This window comes from Lederbergia lenta NBRC 16444, from assembly GCF_001591545.1.
Taxonomy (GTDB): Bacteria; Bacillota; Bacilli; order Bacillales; family Bacillaceae_C; genus Lederbergia; species Lederbergia lenta.
The window spans coordinates 104437-125497 of record NZ_BCVC01000003.1 but is presented as its reverse complement, the minus strand read 5'-3'; the positions used below and the strand labels follow the sequence as shown (position 1 = coordinate 125497).

Genomic DNA, 21061 nt, shown 5'->3' with positions numbered 1-21061 from the left:
GCTATACAATTTACTTCTTGCTCAGTAATGGTGCTCTTTAGTTGATTGAAAAAACTGTAATTATTCCTTGCTTTTTAAGAAATGGCTTATCGAACTTCGATAAGCCATTTTCAATATATAGTATTATTTTGATAAAGCAATTTTTATATGAGCTAAGTGATGCTCTTCGTGCCAAGCTAATTTTGCAACTTTTGTTGCAACTGTTATTTTACCGTTTTTCTGGTGAGTAAAAGCCCGGTCTAATTGTTCTTTAGTTAAACTATATCCTAAAGATACGATGCGCTCATTTATACCTTCTAGCATTTTAATAGAACTTTCAATAGGGAGTTTTGTATCCGGTTGAATAGCCCACTTATCTTGATCAAAATCTGGTACTGTTGGATTCTCATCTGTTAAAGCCAGTTTCAAACGTTGATACATATTCAACTGAGAATCTGCAATGTGATGAACAAGTTGACGAACTGTCCAGCTACCATTACGATATGTTCTGAATAATTCCTCATCATTTAATGTCTCAACAGTTTCTCTTAATCTAATCGTATACGTTTCGATTTCTTTTAGCCAATGTTGAATATTTTCTAATGTTACTTCTTTAGGAACTTGTAATTTTCCAATCGGGTATCTTACATCCATTTTCAATCCCCTTTTCCTAAGTCGTTATTTTCACTTATTTATTTCATAATCCTCTTTATACTTTAACATACATATCTAATTCCCGAATTAAGTGTTATTTAAGAAAATGGCCTTTTGTGGAAGGAAAATCAATTAGGACTCTGCGACTATGTTTCGGTAGCAAGGAAGAAGAGGGAGAACTACGCTCTCTATCATAACTTTATGTAAGCATCTGATGTTTAATTTGATTAAACTTATTTTAAAACAGCACATAGCAGAGAACCAAGTTGTTAATTAATGATAAAGTTTGGTACTACTATGCTGATAGTTGGATACTTTAAATGCAGCAAATGGGCCAGATAACGGAATGTCGATAATGAATTGGTCATTAATAGATAGAATTAGCAATGACCTTCCAAGCACATGAGACATATGATGAGTTTATAATCATATATCTTTGGAGGAATATTACAATGAATAACACTTCTTATATGTATCATTATCCAAACCCTTACTATAATTATATACCAATGCGTAACTGTGAGAATATGTGGGGGCCCGGTTATTGGAATATGTCGAATACAGCAGGTTATACAAATCAATTTTATCCGTATCCCAACACTCAGAGGAATACCGGTCCTATATTAAATGACCATGGGGGAGAACCCTTTGTAGTCGACATCAATCAAGCTGCTAGGAAAAACAACGCTTATCGCACGGTTATATGGACCGGAAATTACCTCCAAGTTACTTTGATGAGTATTGACGTTGGGGATAATATAGGGTTGGAGGCTCATCCTAATGCCGATCAATTTTCATATATTGTGGAGGGACAAGGGCTTGTTCAAATGGGAGAAAGTAAAAATCATTTAAGCTTTATAAGGCATGCATCAGATAACTCTGCTTTTATAGTGCCTTCTGGTACATGGCATAATGTAACGAATACAGGTAATACCCCATTAAAGCTTTATACGATTTATGCACCGCCTATGCATCCATTTGGTGCTTTTGAAAAAACTAAGGCAGATGCAGAAGCTGCTGAAGGTTAAAGGATAACTGTCTTCAGGCATCGGTCGGAACTCCTTGTACTAAGATTATTCAATAAAAAACCAATCAAAATGCGGCTGGATTCATTACGAATTCAGTCCTATTTCTTTTCTCCAATATTTTCTCCATCCATTCTTCGATCTCCAACAGTAACGCATTAACTTTAATTCTCTTGTTTAAAAAACACTTTCCGCATATTAGTCTTTACTATTTAAATACATAAAATCTATTATAATAAGACTATCACTGGATTTAAAATATACCTATTAGGATTGGTCTTTATTCCATAATTGGTATGTTGTGGAAGATCATAGTATTAAAATGTCTACTCATTCATAAGAGCAGAATCCATCACGATTAATTTCTTTAAACGAATTTTAGTAGTAAAAGGGATTATGGAAGTCTTATTTCGAGATACTAATTAAAATGTTATGATAAAATTTAGAACAAGACTTCTCATGAAGGTGTGGGTTGGTTTCTTTTGTCCAAATTGAAACATAGGAGGAAGAATAGTATGAAAATTGTTGTCACTAGTATATTTGTAGAAGATCAAGACAAGGCACTAAAGTTTTACTCAGAAACACTGGGATTTGTAAAAAAGCATGATGTTCCCACCGGAGAATTTAGGTGGATTACGCTTGTTTCACCTGAGGAGCAAGAAGGTACTGAGCTTTTGCTCGAACCAAATAATCATCCAATAGCCAAAGAGTATCAAAAGAAGCTATTTGAAGAAGGTATTCCTGTAACAATGTTTGGTGTGGAGGATGTTCGCAAAGAGTACGATAGGTTATTGAAACAAGGCGTAAAGTTTACTATGGAGCCGACAGAAATGGATAATATCAAAATCGCTGTCTTCGACGATACATGCGGAAACCTTATTCAAATAATACAAAATTAACTTTATGTATAACCCTGTCCTAATTTCAGGGCGGGGTTTAATGTTTGTAATATAAATGATATTGTTCACGTTTATGTATGGATGAAAAATGTGTGTTAAAATGAACACGAAATATTTTAATTGTTTAGAAAGGGATATGCCCAGTGAATAAATATCAAAAGCGTTCTATCTATGCTTCAATTATTATACTCGCTTTCTTCTTAGTGCTTTCTTTAATAACATCAAATTGGAAATTCTTTATATGGAGTATATTGCCCGTTTTTATGATTTTAATTCTTCCGTATACCGACAAGATTGACAAGAAAATGAAAGGAGAATGAAAGTTTTATAAGTAGACAGAGTTGTGATGGCAACTCTTTTTTGTTGTCCAACTAACATTACAGGTTAATTGTTGAATAATAATAAACTTTAAACACTAGAAAAACCTTGGAGTTTAACATATTGGGAGACCTAAAAATGAGGAGAATCAAACGGCTTTCTGCATGAAAGAAATTATCCGAAGTTGGTTTTATGTCAACTGAAATGGAGGCATTCTACCGTGGAAAACGTATTAGTATAAAGTGATTTCTTGTTTTTAGTTCAAAAAAAATAATATCTATAAAAACTACATACTAAGTATATAGTTTTTATAGGTATTATTTTTTTATATGAAGAAATAATGCACGATTTCAATATTAATTAAAAATTATACTTTTACCAATTATATACTTAGTATATAATGAGAGCAGGTCAGAACAGGAGGGATTAGTCAGATGATTAAAGTTAGCGATCTAACAAAAGAATTTTCACAGGGACAGGAAAGAACTCAAGTGTTGAAAGGTATCGATTTGAACATTGAGGAAGGAGAATTCGTGGCTATAATGGGACCAAGTGGTTCTGGAAAAAGTACCTTACTTCAATTGTTAGGAGGGCTTGATGTCCCTACAAGTGGAAACATACAAATTAATAATGAATGTATAAATAAAATGAAGGAAAAAGAAAGAACAATATTTCGGAGAAAAAAACTAGGCTTTGTTTTTCAAAATTATCAATTGCTTCCTACACTAACTGTAGAGGAAAATATAGCATTCCCTCTCCATGCTGACGGCAAATTAACGAATGAAAATAGTAAAATGGTTCAGGAATTAATTTGTTCTGTAGGATTAAAGGGGCTTAATCAAAAACGTGCCAATCTTCTAAGTGGTGGTCAGCAACAACGCGTAGCAATAGCTAGGGCGCTTGTTAATAATCCGACTGTATTGTTAGCTGATGAACCAACAGGGAATTTAGATAGAGCTAAGGCAGAAGAAATTCTTAGTTTATTTTTGAAATTTCATCGTGAAAACAAGCAAACCATTGTGATGGTCACACATGATATTTTTGCAGCTGGTTTTGCAGATCGTATCATACTTTTTAGAGATGGGGTTATAGACCAAGTTATATCTAGGAAGGATAGTGACTATGCTAAATATTTGGCGAATTTCATGGCGTAATATAACACATAACAAAAAGAGATTTTTCTTTACACTGCTTGCTATTATACTAGGGGTGTCTTTTGTAACTTCTATGCTAATAGCTGATAAAACTACAAATGATGTTTTTGATTATTATGAACAGATGTATGTAGCAAATGCCGATTATTGGGTTTTAAGTGACGAACATACCTACCCAGAAGAGATGATTTCAGCTATTCAAAAAGATCCTACTGTAACAAATACATTGCTTGCCCTTGATAAGCAAGCCTTCTTTGAGCTTGAAGGCGATCACTCTTTGAATGAAAGGTCTGTCCGAATTACAGGTGTAAATGACCAAAATAGCCCCTTACTAGAATTACCAGTTATTGAAGGTCGCTTAGACAATGAAGGAATCGTATTACCAAAAGTTGTAGCAACCCTTTTAGGCAAAGGGGTAGGAGATACAGTTCGGTTTACTAATATGGGAGAAGCAAAAGTTTCTGCTATTGTTGAGTATACGCAACTGCTTGCAAGTCCTAGCAATTGGGAACGTGCCGAATCAACTAGTTTTCGTATTATGGCGCCACTTGATATGTTAAGGGAGTGGACGGGAAAAAATGATGAGATTTCTTATATGCGTTTTCAAACAAAGGGTGATGGCGAGGACCTCTTTCACTCATTTCAACAAAAGTTCCATGGTTCTAATGCATATATAGAACCCGTTGTCGCAGATGACCTTCAGAGCAACGATATAGGTGGTCTTTATACCTTCTTTTATTTAATTGCAGGGTTATCGATGTTTATCAGCGGGTTTATTGTTTTTAATATGATATATACAAGCGTTATAGAAAGGAAAAAAGAATTCGCAATTATGAAAAGCTTAGGATATACACAAGGTTCTGTTTCTAAGTTCGTGCTTATTGAAATGATGCTTTTAGCATTAATCGGCACAGCTATTGGCATTCCGCTAGGTATTTGGTTTGGAGATCTATTTATGCAGGCGATTCTTAGTGTATTCGAATTTGATGTAGTCTACACATTAAACTGGAAGCAGCCAATGATGATGTCTATTATTATTGGATTAATTTTTCCGGTAGTATTTTCAATTTTTCCAATTTACAGTGCGGGTAAGACGTCTATTTTATTGACATTAAAAGAGGAAAATACGAAGACATCATCCAACAAGTACATCCTTAGAGTACTTGTCGGAATTGGGATTCTTTGCTTTGTATTTATAGATCACCCAGTTGCTTATGCAGCTGTTATAGTGGCTGTCATTCTTTTGTTTCCTTTACTATTGATGGGTTTAAACAAATTAATTAAGCCTATCTTGAAATCTTTATTTCATTATTCTGGGATCATGGCTACAAAAAGTCTCTTCCGGCAAATAAATCGTAATGCAAATACAGCTGCTATTCTTGCCGTTGGTGTATCGGTTATATTGTTACTCGGTGCAATGGTAGAGTCAGCTCCTAAAGGGTTTGAAAAGGAAATAAGAAATACGTATGGTGGGGATATGAGAGTTACATCAGAGACACCATGGTCTGCAGAAGATATAGCACAAATCCTTTCCTATGATGCTGTTACAACTGTTGATAAAATATCCGAAGCAACACCGATTACATGGGAAACAATGAATGGAGAAAGAAGGCAATTTTCCGTTCTTTCAGTTAGTGAAAAAGGTCCTTCCTTATTTGCAGATCCGCATGAGAAGGATTTGTACAAAAAGTTAAAACAGACATCTTCTGTGTTGCTTGGAGATCGAGCCTTTAAAGAGTGGGATGGGAATATTGGGCAAAGCATACGAATGAATACCCCGAATGGTGAACAGTATGTTGAAGTTATTGGCGTTGTTAAAACATCGCATTATTCTGGATATGTCGCGTTTATGGATGCTTCCAATCTTAAAAATGAATTTGGTTGGACAAATAGCATTGATTTGTTGCTAACTGTTAACAGTGGTGCGAGCGATTCAATTCGTGATCAAATATGGTTTGATTTTGGTAGTCACCTTTCAAAGATCCAAACAGTAGAAGATGAAATTGATTCAACTACTTCAGCCATTTCTAGTATGAATGGGCTTATCTCAGTTATGTTGTTTATGATCATCGGGTTAGCTAGTATTGGTACAGCTAATACGCTTTTGATGAACACTTATGAACGAAGGTTCGAGATTGGAACGATGCGAGCACTCGGTTTTACTAAACAACAGGTAAGAAATATGATACTTGCTGAAGGCATGCTTATTGGAATTTCGGGAGTAATCGGCGGTATTGCAACAGGCGTCATTTTAATATATGTAACAAGTAAATCTAAGCTGATGGAAGGGTTTATATCTTTCCAATTACCTTTTAGTAATATTATACTAGCTATGATTGCCGGAGTTTTTCTAAGCCTCTGTGCAGCCTGGATTTCCAGTAAAACCGTAAGTAAAATGGATATCCAATCATCACTTAAAGAAGGTTGATAAGGTGTCAGTAAAATATGGAATTTTGACGTTATTATTCCGGCAAAAACATCATGGATACGAATTGAAATTAGAATTGGATTCGCTCCTTGGCATTAAAGGTAAAATTAATCCTGGTCAGATTTATACCACACTCGATCGCTTAATACGTGACCAGCTTGTCTCATCTCCAGGATCAGACGATCAGGAAAGGAAATTGTTCGAGTTAATGCCAAAAGGAAAAAATGAGTTGGGAAAATGGTTGCTAGAGCCCGTGCCCTACCATACAACAAAAGAGGACTTTTTCTTTAAATGGAGTTGTGCACGTAAAATTTACTTTGAACAAGAAAAGGAAATGCTTGAACAACAAAAAGCAATCGTATTAAAAGAAGTAATGGAATTAACTAAGTTGAAAATGGAGTTATTACTTCAAGGTGACGAAAGTAGATATTTATTAATCACAGGTATGTTATTGCATTTAGAAGCAGACCTGAACTGGATAAATCAAGTTGAAAATCGAAATCGTTAATAAAAATGTCATTATGTATAAGGGGAGGTTCAATATCGTCACCTTAACGTATATCAATATTCCGCAAACGGGCGCTGGGTTTTAAGCAAATGCATGATGATAGCACAAATATAATTTATAAAAATTTGAAGACGTGTAGCCTTCCTTAAAGAGAAGTGTGTGATGATAATTTTTGGGAGGCTATCTTAATAATAGGGGATGTATGGACAATGAAACAAAATAAATATGATGATCCACAATTCTTTTCAGCATATGATCAAATGCCACGATCAGTTAAAGGACTTGAAGGAGCGGGAGAATGGCATATATTAAAAGAGATGATACCCAATCTGCATGATAAGGATGTACTTGATCTTGGTTGCGGTTTTGGTTGGCATTGCCGATATGCTCGCGATCAACAAGCAAGTTCAGTAACAGGTGTTGATATATCTGAAAAAATGCTTGAAAAAGCTCGTAAAATGACAAGTGATCCCTTCATTTCATATTTAAACGTGCCGATTGAAGACATCGATTTTCCGAATTCGCAATTTGATGTGGTCATCAGTTCACTGGCTTTTCACTATATCCAGTCGTTTAAATCAAGCTGTGAAAAAGTTTATGCTTGTTTAAAGCCTGGAGGAAGTTTTGTTTTCTCAGTTGAACATCCTATCTTTACTTCTCGAAACGAACAAGATTGGTATTATGATGAAGAAGGAAAACGACTGCATTGGCCGGTTGACCACTATCAAATAGAAGGAATGCGTGAAACAATGTTCTTAAATGAGAATGTGACAAAATATCATCGTACGTTTTCTACATATATAAATGACTTAATGGAGGCCGGTTTTATTATAAGAACAGTTAAGGAATCCATTCCTTCTGATGAAATATTGAAAAGTAGTCCTGAAATGGAAGATGAGTATCGAAGACCTATGTTTTTAATGATCTCAGCAGAAAAGAAAAATAGTTAATAGGGTTTCTGCAAAAATTGTAGCCAAGGAAGAATCGCTATCTAATGATCACGCCTTTTGGCTTTATATGTACAGAATCAAGGTATCGGTAAAACATATATGTATACATGAACACGAGTGTTAACTGGATATAATTCAGTTAATACTCGTGTTTTTTAACGTCTAACTTTTAAAACACCTCCGAGAGTTGAAAGTGATCGCTCAAATGCCGAATCTGGATTTGAAAATTATATTGCAAAAAAGCTTGCGAGATATGTCTGCGCATGTATATAATGTGTATATAGTATATATACACTATATTTAGAACGAGTGATTACATAAATAAGATTTTCATATAGTGAATACCCAAAATTATGAAGAGCAGGGGAGTGGGGTTCAAATGACAGGCACGGAAAAAATACAACAAAATAATCGTGTAAAACGTTGGATGATCACGGTCGGGATATTTTTAATTGTTCAATTGATCTTTATAACTATTGATGGTACTTTCCTGGAGCCAAATATAAACGATAGTGATAACTTATTTGCTAGGACGGGAAGATGGGTTTTGGACTCGAAGCCCTTTACAGAATGGATCACCCCTTACTCCTTTCCTTTTTTCAATATGTTCATGACCATTCATGTTATTGCTATGCTGATGCAAGCAATACAGGACATTATTTCAGGTATGTTTACAAAAAAATAAAGAAGAGGGATTGGCATGCAAATTATTATTTCTAACAGTTCAAAGGAGCCGATTTATGAGCAAATTACGAATCAAATTAAATCGTCCATTTTAGCAGGAGAATTGCAGGAGGGGACAGCGATACCTTCCATGCGTAATCTTGCGAAGGATTTACATATAAGTGTTATAACGACGAAACGGGCCTATGAGGAATTGGAGAAGGCAGGCTTTATTTATTCCATTGTAGGGAAGGGATCTTTTGTTGCTGAGCAAAATTTAGATGTTATAAGAGAGAAGAAACTGAAGGTCATTGAAGAGCAGTTGAGTGCTGTTATAACGAATAGCAGAGAGATCGGTCTGTCACTTGATGAGATACAGCAATTATTGAAAATTTTATATGAGGAGTGATAAGGATGGAAAATGTAGTTGAATTAAAAAATGTAACGAAGCAATTCAAAGATTTTTCTGTTGAAAATATTAATCTACAAGTAAAGCAAGGATTTGTAACGGGATTCATTGGAGCGAATGGAGCTGGTAAGTCGACAACGATAAAAATAATAATGAATCTATTAAAACCGGATGCTGGGGAGGTGAAGCTTTTCGGATTGGATTATGAGACGCATGAGAAGGAGATCAAGGAGCGGATTGGGTTTGTATATGATGGCAATGTGTTTTTTGAAGGGCTGAATTTAAAGGACATCAAACGTATCGTTGCACCAGCTTACAAACACTGGGATGATAAATTATTTTATCAATATGTAGAACAATTCGAATTACCGATGAATAAAGCGATAAAAACTTTCTCAAAAGGGATGCAAATGAAGGCATCATTGGCGATAGCACTATCTCATCATGCAGAACTGATCATAATGGATGAGCCAACAGCAGGCCTGGATCCTATTTTTAGACGGGAGCTGTTAGTTCTCTTACAGGAATTAATGCTTGATGGTAATCGTACGATCTTCTTCTCTACGCATATAACAACTGATTTAGATCGTATCGCAGATTATATAGCTTTCATCCAGGGAGGGAGAATAGTATTTAATCAATCCATTCACGATGTTGCCGAGAACTATGCGCTCGTTAAAGGGGGGATGGACCTTCTTGATAGAGATACGGAAAAGGCTTTCATTCATATTCATCGTGCATCAACAGGATTTGAAGCTTTAACAGATAATATTCAATCAGTGGAAAATGTTTTCGGAGACACGGTTGTCATTGAACGTGCCTCTCTGGAAGATATTATGTATTACTTGAAAGGCGGTACACACTATGTTTAATTTAATCAGACGTGATGTCATACTACAGAAAAGGCAGTTATTAATCTTTCTTCCTTTTATCTTATTCTTTATCTTGATGGGCTCACATCCGGCTTTGATTTTTCTCGTTGCCAGTATTTTTATTCCCTTTAACACTTATGCTTACGATGAAAAAGCAGAGACTAATATTTTATTAAATTCCTTGCCTTACACACGTAAGGAAATAATAGCATCACGCTATCTGGGTGCGATCGTTTATATGGTTTTAGCGATTGTGGTAACAAGTCTGGCCTTATTTGTTTTTAATAAGTCATTTACTATTACAGATATCGCGATAGGCACTGGCTTATTTTTATTGTTTGCTGCGTTTACTTTTCCGTTATTTTATATTTTTAAACCGGGCTATATTACAACGGTCGTACTTATTAGCTTTATTCTTTTAGCAGGTGTAGTACCGCCTACTGTGTTGTTTTTAGCCGAACATTTAACAGAAATTACTAATTTTATCGTTAGTTTATCTATCCCAGCTTTATATACTGGAGCGGCAGTTGTTATCGTGATACTCTATGCTATATCATGGGGAGCGACAATAATCATTTACCAGCGAAAAGCGTTCTAAGTATCATTAACTTAAGATTAAGAAGAAATTCCAAATGAGAAGTCTATTAATATAGAATAGATATAGTGTTACAAATCGAGGTGTTTCTATTTGAAGAAGTGGACAGCGATATTGATTGGTTCTTTGATACTTCTCCAAGGCTGTTATTCAAATACAAGTGACGAACTGATTCAACCAGAAAAGGAGAGAGAAGTGATGAGTGAAGGGTTGGATGAAGGGCTGATTCAAGCGGTTGAACGTGAAGATACAGATGTCGTTAGTAAGCTGGTTAAGGATGGAGCAGATATCAATGCACAAGACTCAAAGCAACGAACTGCTACTATGATTGCGACTTATAACAATGATGTTTCAACTGCAAAGGTATTGATTGAAGCAGGTGCGGATGTAGATATCCAAGATGATATGTTAAACAATCCCTTCCTTTATGCTGGAGCGGAGGGTTATTTAGAAATCTTAAAACTAACAATTCAAGCAGGTGCAGACCCTACGATCACAAATCGATATGGGGGGACTGCATTAATTCCTGCATCAGAACACGGGTATGTTGATGTAGTCAATGAACTTTTGACAAATACGGATATCGATGTGAATCATATAAATGATCTCGGATGGACAGCTCTTCTAGAAGCCGTTATTTTAGGAGATGGAAGCAAAAAACAACAGCAGACTATTCAGTTACTTATAGAATATGGTGCGGATGTCAATATTCCGGATAATAATAATGTCACTCCATTAACACATGCACAGGAGAGAGGATTTAAAGAGATGAAGGAAATTTTATTAAATGCAGGGGCAAAATAATGTAAGGTGGACAATCGTAAAATGCGATTTTTTATATGTACAAGGGAAAGTAAATTTGATTTTTTAGTCATAGAGGGGAATAGTAATATAAACTATTAAGAGTTGGAGCAATAAGGAGGAAGCAAATATGGATGTCAGCAATGAAAAGAAATTATCACAAGAACAACGTGAAGAATTATTCAGTGTATTGAAAGAGCGTTTTGAGAAAAACATGAACCGCCATCATGAACTTGAGTGGGATAAAGTCCAAGCAAAGCTTGAAGCTAATACTGAAAAACTATGGTCGCTCAATGAAATGGAAGTAACTGGTGGTGAACCGGATATTGTTGGTTATGATACAAAGAAGGATGAATACATATTTTATGATTGTTCAGTAGAAAGTCCAAAAGGTCGTAGAAGTGTTTGTTACGATCGTAAAGCGCTAGAATCAAGAAAAAAACATAAACCTGAAAATACCGCTATGGATATGGCAACTGCGATGGGTATTGAAATTTTAACAGAAGAACAGTATCGTGCATTACAAGAACACGGAGACTTCGATAAGAAAACATCAAGTTGGGTGCAAACACCATCTGATATAAGGGAACTCGGTGGTGCGCTCTTTTGCGATTATCGCTTTGGCCATGTATTCGTGTATCATAATGGCGCGGATTCTTATTATGGTGCCAGAGGATTCCGTGGCTCGTTAAGAGTTTAAAGGCAAGAGCGTTACGAAGGGGAAGTTGATTTAGATTTAATCAATAAGAGGAAAAAGTATGACTTAATGAGTTCCAGCTTTTAGCTGGCTAGAACATTAAGTCATACTTTTTTTAGTAGTCTATAAATGAACGGTAAATCTGAGAATCTTTACACAGAAGCCTCGTAAATAGAGTCAACTGCTTTTGCGAGCGCTTCATTAAATTCGGCATCCGTTTGGTTGACATTTAAATCCTGACTCAAAGCCCTGGAAAAGCTAGCAATTAAACCGTCATTCGCTTTAAGCTTTTCGTTCGCGACATCTGTTGAATATCCACCAGAAAGTGCGACAACACGAACAACCCTTGGATGGTCGATCAGCTCTTTGTATATGTTTGTCGAGGTAGGGATGGTTAATTTCAACATCACATTCTCATTTTCCTGCAAGTTATTAAGATGGTTTAAAAGTTCTGTTTTTAATAGTTCTTCACATTTTTCTTTTTCGGAGCTATTGATATCAACTTCAGGTTCAATAATTGGCACTAGTCCTGCAGCTATAATCCTTTTGCCAAGTTCAAATTGCTGTTCAACAACGGCTTTGATGCCTTCTAGATTAGCCTCTTTAATAACCGAGCGCATTTTTGTACCAAAAATATGACGTTCTATTGCACGATTCAATGTTTCGTCTAGGTCGTTGATTGGTTTCATTAGCTGAACGCCATTGGATTCCTCGGCAAGCCCCTTGTCCACTTTTAAAAAAGGTACAATCCCTTTCATTTCAGCCAGATAGTCGGCTGTGTACATACCGTCGATTTTACGATCCATCGTTTCCTCAAAAAGAATAGCACCTAAAATTTTATCTGCATTAAAAGCAGGCGAAGTGATAATCCTGGTTCGCATATCGTGCACTAAATTGAACATCTCATCCTCGTTGGAATAAGCATTTTCTGACACCCCGTAAGCAGCCAACGCTTTTGGTGTACTGCCACCACTTTGATCCAGTGCTGCAATAAAACCTTTACCATTTTTAATCTTTTCAAATTGACCTTGTTGCATCCTATTCACTCCTTCTCTGTACTAGAAAGAAATATATTCAAGCAACCTTTCATTTTCTCGTAACATATTGGAATACATGTACAACAAGAAAGGGTCGCTAAGAGTCAGTAATATATTATTTGATTATACCCATCTATTTCTCTAATAAAACGTATAAGCATATTTAGTACAATCATTAGGCGTTCCATAGGGTCAGCTATTAAAGAGTGATCGAGCTATTGGTTTTAATTATTGCAAGTTGGGGTAAGTCATCCTTAGAGCATGGGGTATATAAAAAGAATAGATATTCTAATGGACCGCGAGAAATTGGGTTCCGAGGATAATAAACGAAAAGCCTATTTACATGAAGTACAGAATCCTCTTTCATTCAATAATCTTTTATATAAAAACGATGAAAACACTACTAAATGTAAAAAAGCATAGTGTTTACATAAGTATTTTAAATGCTACTACACGAATAAGGGTTTACGAACAATAAGAAAACTACTGATAGTAAAGTCAATTTTATAGAAAAGGATGATGAAAATGGATAAGGAAAAGGGAAAAAAGCTTTTTGAAGGCAATAACAAAGAGGAACAACTCGAACAATCTCATCAAACCAACTCCGAATCAGAAAAGAAAATGACAGATGAAAATGGTGTAAAGGTTTCAAATGACCGTACTTCCTTAAGAGCAGGAAATCGCGGCCCATTATTATTTCAAGATTTTCATTTTTACAAAAAGCAATCTCATTTTAACCGTGAGCGAATACCAGAAAAAGTAGTCCATGCCAGGGGATTCGGAGTTTATGGAGAATTTGAAGCTTATAAATCCATGAAAGCTCTTACTTGTGCGGATTTTCTTAGTGAGGCGGGACGGAAAACACCCGTGTTCTGTCGTTTTTCCAATTTTATCGGAAATAAAGGCTCAAAGGATACTGCTCAAGATATTCGCGGCTTTGCGGTTAAGTTTTATACGCAAGAGGGCAATTATGATATGTTATCACTCCAATTTCCCGTCTTTGTCCTTTCGGATGCAATGAAATTTATGGATGTAACGCATGCAGCGAAACCCAATCCAGTTACAGATACACCACAAGCTACTGTTGCACATGAGCGTTTTTGGGATTATGTGGTGAATAATCAGGAATCAGCCCATATGGTGATGTGGCTGATGTCGTTACGTGGTCGTCCAAGAAGCTGGCGGATGATGGCAGGTTGGCCAATAAATACATTTCGATTCATTAATGAGCAGGGGAAATCCACTTTTGTCAGATTTAAATGGGAACCAAAACTTGGTGTACACTCCTTATTACTGGATGAAGCAAATATAGTCGGTGGCGTTGATCCAGACTTTCATCGTAATGATCTCATTGAGGCAATTGAAAAAGGAATTTATCCCGAATATGAGCTTGGTGTGCAGTTAATTGAGGAAGACGATGAGTTTAAATATGATTTCGTCATTTTAGATGATACAAAACTTTGGCCAGAAGAAGTAATTCCTGTTCAATACATCGGTAAATTGTCATTGAATCGACTCGTTGATAATTACTTTGCAGAGGAAGAACAATCAGCATTTGATCCTTCCAACTTAGTTCCAGGAATTGACTTTAGTAATGATCCTGTTTTACAAGGCAGGTCATTTGCATATAGGGATACAGAATTACATCGACATCATTCAGCCAACTTTGAAGAGATACCAGTTAATAAACCGATTGTCGAACAGAATAATAACTTGCAAGGTAGTTATCTAAAACATGAGAGTGATGTTGGTTACGTAAATTACCACAAAAATTCATTAGCTGAAAATACACCTGCGGAGACCTCGCCAGAAGAAGGTGGATACGAAAATTATCCAGGAAAAGTGGAGGGGGACATCACGAGAGAAGTCCCTAGTGATTCGTTCAATGATTACTTTTCACAGGCCAGACTTTTTTGGAACAGCTTATCTTCTGCGGAGAAACAAGATCTAATCGACACATTTAGTTTTCATATTGGATCTGCACAAAGTGAATCGGTTAAACAGCAAAATGTAGAGATGTGGGCGAATGTTGATCAGGAAATGGCTTCTATCATTGCAGACAATATTGGTGTAGAACCTCCAAAAGGCAATCATGTCTCAGTAACAAAAAGTTCCCCAGCCCTTAGCCAGTTGAATACACCGCATGTAGCTATTACACAAAAAGTGGGTGTGTTAATTGGTAATGGATTTAACGATGAAGAGGTAGAAGATGTCATGAAGGAACTGAAGGAAAATGGGGTGTTTATCGAAATAATAAGTGAAAAACTTGGAATGGTTACTGGAGCTGATGGTACAAAAATGAAAGTCGATAAGACCTTTTTAACAACATCACCAGTCTTGTATGATTCTCTTTATATTGTGGGAGGCAATGCTAGTAATCCAACTAAATTTAATCAAGAGATTATGGAGTTCATTCAATTGGCCTATAAACACCTTAAGCCAATAGGTATCGCAACAACAGGGGAACCTCATATTAAAAAAGTAGAGACGAATAATTTAGAAGGAGTCGTTTTTGCTACGAATAATGCTGACTTTGGCAAAGAGTTTGTCACTGCAATTGCTCAGCAGCGTTTTTGGAATCGAATGTAAATTAATTTTAGGGAAATAACAAACGTTATTTCCCTAGCTGTTTTTATACAGAATTATAGTAATGATACATTATTAATCTTAGGCTTCTAAAAAAATCATCACTTTAAAAGTTCTCAATGAATGTTGCTGACGAATAAACTTCTACTTTGCAATATTCTTAAGAGAATAGAGCGTGTAAATCGATGCTCTTTCCACCCATTCTGTCTAAGGGAATACATACTTTTATGATTATCTCCTCTTTAAATCAATCTATTGTTTTCCTAGGCGTACCCAACCTGAAATAATTGTTCTTCAGAAAGATTATTACCAAGGAAGTGCATGCCGCAGGAAGCCCCACTAGGCCTAATCTTATTGGTACTGATTCCTGTTGAATTGGCAGGGGCAACATACTTCTAAAAACCTCTAAATTTTGTTGGGCCCAATTCTGAGCGATAGGATGGTGATAGGCATTGTCGGACCTAGCATAATATCTACCTCGTAATGATGTAAAAATATTATTATTTTCTATCCCAAAAGCGCTGCTGAGCAATCGCAGTGACAAAGTCTTTTCCGAAATCTGAATTATTCGCAGCAAAAACGACTCCGGCTAAGTTATTTGATTCTAATGTTTGGACATATGACCGCCCAGTTGTGGCAACGCCAATTGGTTTATAATGTTCATATGCAACTCTAAAGTATTTCATAATATCAGGAGAGAATTTCTCATCATTTTTACGATCTCCTCCAACAATATAAAGAGAGTCAACCAGGTAGGGACTTGTTGTAATGAAAGTTTCGTCAACTTTAATTCTTGTGCCATCATCTCCTGTGACATTCCCAAGTTTATTACTGATAATGACAACAAAAACGCCATATTGCTTTAATAAGTTAAGGGTGTTTTTTACCTCATTACCGTTAAATCCATTGGCAATTAGTACACCGACTTTTTGGGTGAATGCATAGCTAGGTGTGCTAGCCTGACTAAGAGATGGATAACGTGTAGAAACCGAAACATTGGATCCACTTGGTCGATCGACACCGATATTGTCAGCAATGATGTTAGCCAATTCCTTATCCACATTAACTAACAAATTGACGTTTTGTTGGCGGACTGATTTGCTTTTTACCTTTCCGAGTTGATAGCTAAGTCCTTCAATAGTATGCTGTTTTTCGATTGGAGTTAGACTAAGCCAAAATATCCTCGGTTGTGAAAAGAAATCTTCGAATGATTTACTCCGTGCTCGTATGACATGTCCTTCTACTTTTTTCGGATAATATTTATAGCCACCTTCTTCTGGAGGTGTGGTGTAAGGCGTATTATTCGCTAGTGAATTTTCATGATAGTTTACCTGATCAACATCGATTCGTTCTCTCATATAGCCACGGCGCTGATTATTATGAAATGGGCAGAGAGGTCTGTTAATTGGCAATTCAACATAATTGGCGCTGCCAAGTCGATGCTGTTGTGTATCTCTATATGCCATTAACCTTCCCTGTAAAACGGGATCATTGGAAAAATCAATACCCGGAACGACATTTGCAGGATTAAATGCGACTTGTTCAGACTCCGTAAAGTAATTATCAATATTTCTGTTTAATGTCAACTTGCCAATAATTTGAACAGGGACGAGCTCTTCTGGCCAAAATTTTGCGGGATCAAGAACATCGAATTCGTATTTAAATTCATCTTCCATCGAAATCAACTGGACGCCTAGCTCATATTCAGGAAAAGCACCTTTATCAATGGCCTCCCTGAGATCTCTTCTGTGAAAGTCGGGATCGAGTCCACCGATTTTCAGCGCCTCATCCTGAAGCAGGGAATGGACACCAAGGACAGGCTTCCAAACATACCTTACAAAGGTTGCTTTCTCTTGATCATTAATAAATAGGTACGTATTAATGGACCAAGATTCCATCATTCGGTAACTTCTTAGAATGCCTCGATCAGACATAATCCACAGTACCATATGAAGCGCCTCATGGTTATTAGCCACATAATCCCAAAACGTGTCGTGTGCACCGGAAGCTGTGGGAATATCGTCATCTTGCTTAGATTGATACGCATGCATTGCATCCGGAAACTTCATTGCGTCTTGATTAATTAATACAGGCATTGCAATCGTTGTCAGATCGACATTTCCTTCTTCTGTATAAAGCTTAACGCCTTTACAACGTAAATCCCGTGCCGTATCGTAAGATCCTTTGGCTCCTTGTACAGTAGAAAAACGGACAGTTAATGGCGTTTTTTTACCCGGTTCCTGTAAAAATCCGGCTTTAGTCACATGTTTCATGGATTGATAGCATTCAAACTCTCCGTGGGCACTGTAACCTCTTGCGTGAACCACTCTCTCTGGTATCTCTTCATGGTTAAAATGAGACATTTTTTCTAAGAACTCATAATCCTGCCGCAGTGTTGGACCGCGTACACCAGCCTTTAATTGGTCTTGGTCCTGAGACTTTTTTTTCCCTTCCTGTGTCGTCATTGGCTTACCTATATTACTTACACGATACTGATCTAATTGTTGTTGTTTTAAGTTTTGATCACCAGGCTTTTTGTTTCTTGGAGATTTCCCATCCATGTGCTCACCTACCCTTTAATTTACTAATTAGCTCCTATAATATATATTAGACGGTCTCATGAATATTCATTTATTGGCACGTCCTTTAAAATAAGCTGCATACATGTATATATTCCTCGCCCTTACTAGCTACGAAAAATGAGAGAAATCAAGCGATAAACCTAAATTATTGCTGACAGTTCAAAGTTACATTTCGTTTCACTTTTAACCTTTATTTTGTTTGATAGCGGATCATGTGAAAACAGGAAGGTAGGAAAGGTGATTTAACTGGAACTGTTTGTATGGTAATTACTAGAGTCATAGTATTATATTTATTAAGCTATATTTTTTTCTCCAAACCTTTATGTAATTCAATTGAATTAAGGTATAGCCTTTTAAAAGAAAGAAGGATGCTGATATGAAGAAATTTCTCTTATATGCTGCGGCTGTTTTAGGGAATGTTCTACTAATTAATTGGTCGGAGCTATGGTATGGTGCAGAATGGTTTACTGAATGGTTATTTGGTTTATTAACTGTAGTTTTATTTGCATTTTTTTTACAAGGGTGGAAGCGATATAGTCAAAACGGAGTGGGCCTTATTTTAATTACGGGCTTTGGATTACTAACGATTAATTCCATATTTTTTGTGCAAAACTTGCCAGCTAGCATATGCAGTTCTTTGTTAGGATTATTACTAATACCACTTTATACAGATCATCGAGATGCAGTAATAACTGCATGGGGCTTTGTGTTAATAAACATAATAATTAATATAGAAGTGCAAAGTGGAATAACGCTGGTGCTGCTTTCCTTAACGACAGGAATAGGGGCAATAGTTGGTTTTCGCTTCAAGTTCTTACTGCTAAAACGCTGCTTTACAGTACTTTTTTCTCTAACATTTTTAACTTTGCTATTTGCCTTTTTACTGTTTTAGTTATAAACGGAAATATAGTAAACGTGCAATATTGTACTATAACGATGAAACGTTAGATGTAATAATTCTAATGAGAGAAACCTGAAAGGGAGTTCGCTTCGTGAATATTACATCTTTTTTGATTTATTGTTTTTGCAAAAGAACTGATGGTAATTGATAATGGGAAATGGGATATATAGATTATATGGATCAAACGGTTTAAAGATAAAAAGTATATATAGATAGTATTATTTATCTATATACTGTGCACTTTTACAGAAAAAATGGATATCAATTAAATTAAAATGCAGAACTATATCTAAACATGATATAGGGTCATGTCACGCCTTTTTAGAGGAGAGTGAGATTGTGGGAGACAAAGAGCTAATAGATGCCTTTGAACAGTCAGAAATAAATTTACTTGTTGAGTTGCGAATGGGAAATGGCTTACATGAAAAGGAATATGAAAATGTAGTTGAGGCACTTAGCATTTGCGCAGATGAATGGAAGAGTCGTAATAGTATACCGAAAAAAGCCATCCTTGCTTTGAGTGAACTTTATGGTGATCTGTACAATTTTTCTTTAATATATGCTGATGTTGAATCAGCTCGTATTAAGGAAGCGGCCGAGAATATAAAAACACTTATACGAGGATGTACGATAGAAAAAGGAGAAATGGAACCCGAGAAAGCAAGAGTGATTGCTAGATTGTGTGAGTACATAAAAGAAGATGGTAACTTTTTCAAAAAACTTCAAAATGGCAAAGGATTTGATGAACAACAATTCGAGAAAATCTATCATGAACTAGATAATATTTATGAGGAAATATATTCGTGGGAAGCATTTCCGAAAGAACTCATAAATATTTTTATAGATCTTTATGAACTAGACTTGTTTGTTTATCAATACCGAGATGAAGAGGCAGATAAAATTTACGATGCGTACGAGCGTATATTTAGTTTGATTTTTGGTTGAACAATGTGAGACGAGAAAGATAAAATTAAAGTCATTAGGAGAGTGGAGAAATGAAATTACCGAAACAATTACAACCATATGCTGAAGCTTTAGCAGAGACGAAAATACCAAGTATTAATATTAATGGAGAAATTAAGCGTACAACACCATTGGAAAGTAAGTTTGGTGGGCAGCCATATTGGTTAAAAGCGGATGCTTATCCAACTTCTAAAAGTGGAGAAGCGCTTCGTTTACTTGCGCAAATTAATTTTAGTGAGATAAAAGTATCTATCCCTGGCTACCCAACGGAAGGCATTTTACAGTTTTTTGTAGCAGGTGATGACGTGTATGGCCTGGATTTTGATGATATGACAAATCAAGATACTTTCCGAGTTGTCTTCCATGAAAATATTGAATCCGATGAGTCGAAGTGGCTGACAGTTATGCCTGATTTTGATGATGAGAACTACTTTCCAGTAGAGAAGGAATGCGCATTGTCTTTTGATTACTCCAACGAAATTGTGTCGAGGCAGGATTATCGTTTTAATGTTATAACTCAGATCGATAAGATATTGGAAGATGCAACCGATGAAGATTACGAGTTATACGATGAGATGATGGAAGCGTATGATGAACTAACAAACGAACAAGGTTCTAAACTAGGTGGATATCCCTTTTTTACACAAGAAGATCCAAGAACCTATGGGGATTACCCCACATTTGATACACTTTTATTACAAATTGATACAGAACAAAAATTGGACATTATGTGGGGGGACTCAGGAGTAGCCAATTTCTTTATTGCATTAGAAGATTTAAAGAAACGAGATTTTTCTAAAGTTCTTTACAATTGGGATTGTTATTAACTTAAGGTCGTTTGTCTAAGTTATTATTTGCGAACGGTAGGAAGTAGGCAAGATAGATCTGTTTAAATCAATTTTTATGATAGAAATATATTTGTCTGAAAATGGGGAGGATTGAGCAAGGTTATTATATTATAACCAATTTGTAATATATGTAATGTAATAATTTGCTAGGATACAAACATGGAATTTATATTAACGAATAAAAAGCATAAT

At 36.0% G+C, this 21061-nt stretch carries 19 protein-coding genes; 16 read left to right on the top strand and 3 right to left on the bottom strand.

The annotated features are described in order from the left end of the window. Window positions 1-123: 123 nt before the first annotated feature. Window positions 124-633 carry a YfiT family bacillithiol transferase gene (locus BLE01S_RS12765; RefSeq protein ID WP_066142636.1) on the bottom strand — a complete coding sequence of 170 codons (510 nt, stop codon included), beginning with the start codon at window positions 631-633 and terminating at the stop codon, window positions 124-126. 452 nt (window positions 634-1085) lie between these two features. Between BLE01S_RS12765 and BLE01S_RS12760 the strand changes: the two genes are divergently transcribed. The 12 genes from BLE01S_RS12760 to BLE01S_RS12705 all read left to right on the top strand — a co-directional run bounded on the left by BLE01S_RS12760 (window position 1086) and on the right by BLE01S_RS12705 (window position 11955). Next, entirely contained in the window at window positions 1086-1661 is a 576-nt protein-coding gene (locus BLE01S_RS12760; RefSeq protein ID WP_066142632.1) for a cupin domain-containing protein, read from the top strand. A 512-nt stretch (window positions 1662-2173) separates the two neighbouring features. Next, window positions 2174-2557, top strand: coding sequence for a VOC family protein (locus tag BLE01S_RS12755; protein ID WP_066142629.1), 384 nt, complete (start codon window positions 2174-2176; stop codon window positions 2555-2557). Window positions 2558-3309: 752 nt separating this feature from the next. After that, window positions 3310-4029, top strand: a complete 720-nt coding sequence (locus tag BLE01S_RS12750; RefSeq protein WP_066142625.1) for an ABC transporter ATP-binding protein — start codon at window positions 3310-3312, stop codon at window positions 4027-4029. Further along, window positions 3998-6457: an ABC transporter permease gene (locus BLE01S_RS12745; protein WP_066142622.1), complete on the top strand. Its 2460-nt coding sequence runs from the start codon at window positions 3998-4000 to the stop codon at window positions 6455-6457. The genes BLE01S_RS12750 and BLE01S_RS12745 overlap by 32 nt, the downstream gene beginning before the upstream one ends. 4 nt (window positions 6458-6461) lie before the next feature. Beyond that, on the top strand, window positions 6462-6965 hold the full coding sequence (locus BLE01S_RS12740; RefSeq protein ID WP_066142619.1) for a PadR family transcriptional regulator: 504 nt from the start codon (window positions 6462-6464) through the stop codon (window positions 6963-6965). A gap of 209 nt (window positions 6966-7174) precedes the next feature. Then, the gene (locus BLE01S_RS12735; RefSeq protein WP_066142617.1) at window positions 7175-7915 is read left to right on the top strand and encodes a class I SAM-dependent methyltransferase; all 741 of its coding nucleotides are present in this window, start codon (window positions 7175-7177) and stop codon (window positions 7913-7915) included. 379 nt (window positions 7916-8294) lie between these two features. Beyond that, window positions 8295-8600, top strand: coding sequence for a YfzA family protein (locus BLE01S_RS12730; protein WP_066142615.1), 306 nt, complete (start codon window positions 8295-8297; stop codon window positions 8598-8600). 15 nt (window positions 8601-8615) lie between these two features. After that, window positions 8616-8987 (top strand): GntR family transcriptional regulator, encoded by a 372-nt coding sequence (locus BLE01S_RS12725; RefSeq protein WP_066142613.1) that lies wholly within the window; start codon window positions 8616-8618, stop codon window positions 8985-8987. 5 nt (window positions 8988-8992) lie between these two features. After that, window positions 8993-9859: an ABC transporter ATP-binding protein gene (locus BLE01S_RS12720; protein WP_066142611.1), complete on the top strand. Its 867-nt coding sequence runs from the start codon at window positions 8993-8995 to the stop codon at window positions 9857-9859. After that, window positions 9852-10457, top strand: coding sequence for an ABC-2 transporter permease (locus BLE01S_RS12715; protein WP_066142609.1), 606 nt, complete (start codon window positions 9852-9854; stop codon window positions 10455-10457). The genes BLE01S_RS12720 and BLE01S_RS12715 overlap by 8 nt, the downstream gene beginning before the upstream one ends. Window positions 10458-10547: 90 nt before the next feature. Continuing rightward, complete coding sequence (locus BLE01S_RS12710; RefSeq protein ID WP_411825142.1) at window positions 10548-11258, top strand: ankyrin repeat domain-containing protein; 711 nt, start codon at window positions 10548-10550, stop codon at window positions 11256-11258. A 127-nt stretch (window positions 11259-11385) separates the two neighbouring features. Further along, the gene (locus tag BLE01S_RS12705) at window positions 11386-11955 is read left to right on the top strand and encodes a DUF4256 domain-containing protein (protein ID WP_066142607.1); all 570 of its coding nucleotides are present in this window, start codon (window positions 11386-11388) and stop codon (window positions 11953-11955) included. 149 nt (window positions 11956-12104) lie between these two features. On the opposite strand, the gene BLE01S_RS12700 is transcribed toward BLE01S_RS12705, so the two are convergent. Next, complete coding sequence (locus tag BLE01S_RS12700) at window positions 12105-12989, bottom strand: fructose bisphosphate aldolase (RefSeq protein WP_066142605.1); 885 nt, start codon at window positions 12987-12989, stop codon at window positions 12105-12107. A 525-nt stretch (window positions 12990-13514) separates the two neighbouring features. Between BLE01S_RS12700 and BLE01S_RS12695 the strand changes: the two genes are divergently transcribed. Beyond that, entirely contained in the window at window positions 13515-15578 is a 2064-nt protein-coding gene (locus BLE01S_RS12695) for a catalase (RefSeq protein ID WP_066142602.1), read from the top strand. A 497-nt stretch (window positions 15579-16075) separates the two neighbouring features. Here BLE01S_RS12695 and BLE01S_RS12690 read toward each other — a convergent pair whose 3' ends face one another. Continuing rightward, the gene (locus BLE01S_RS12690; RefSeq protein WP_066142600.1) at window positions 16076-18136 is read right to left on the bottom strand and encodes a catalase; all 2061 of its coding nucleotides are present in this window, start codon (window positions 18134-18136) and stop codon (window positions 16076-16078) included. A 397-nt stretch (window positions 18137-18533) separates the two neighbouring features. Here BLE01S_RS12690 and BLE01S_RS12685 point away from each other — a divergent pair, with 397 nt between their 5' ends. From BLE01S_RS12685 to BLE01S_RS12675, 3 genes are all read left to right on the top strand, one after another. Then, window positions 18534-19049 carry a hypothetical protein gene (locus BLE01S_RS12685; RefSeq protein ID WP_066142597.1) on the top strand — a complete coding sequence of 172 codons (516 nt, stop codon included), beginning with the start codon at window positions 18534-18536 and terminating at the stop codon, window positions 19047-19049. A 348-nt stretch (window positions 19050-19397) separates the two neighbouring features. Next, entirely contained in the window at window positions 19398-20003 is a 606-nt protein-coding gene (locus BLE01S_RS12680) for a hypothetical protein (protein ID WP_066142595.1), read from the top strand. A 50-nt stretch (window positions 20004-20053) separates the two neighbouring features. Next, the gene (locus BLE01S_RS12675; protein WP_066142592.1) at window positions 20054-20848 is read left to right on the top strand and encodes a YwqG family protein; all 795 of its coding nucleotides are present in this window, start codon (window positions 20054-20056) and stop codon (window positions 20846-20848) included. The last annotated feature ends 213 nt before the right edge of the window (window positions 20849-21061 follow it).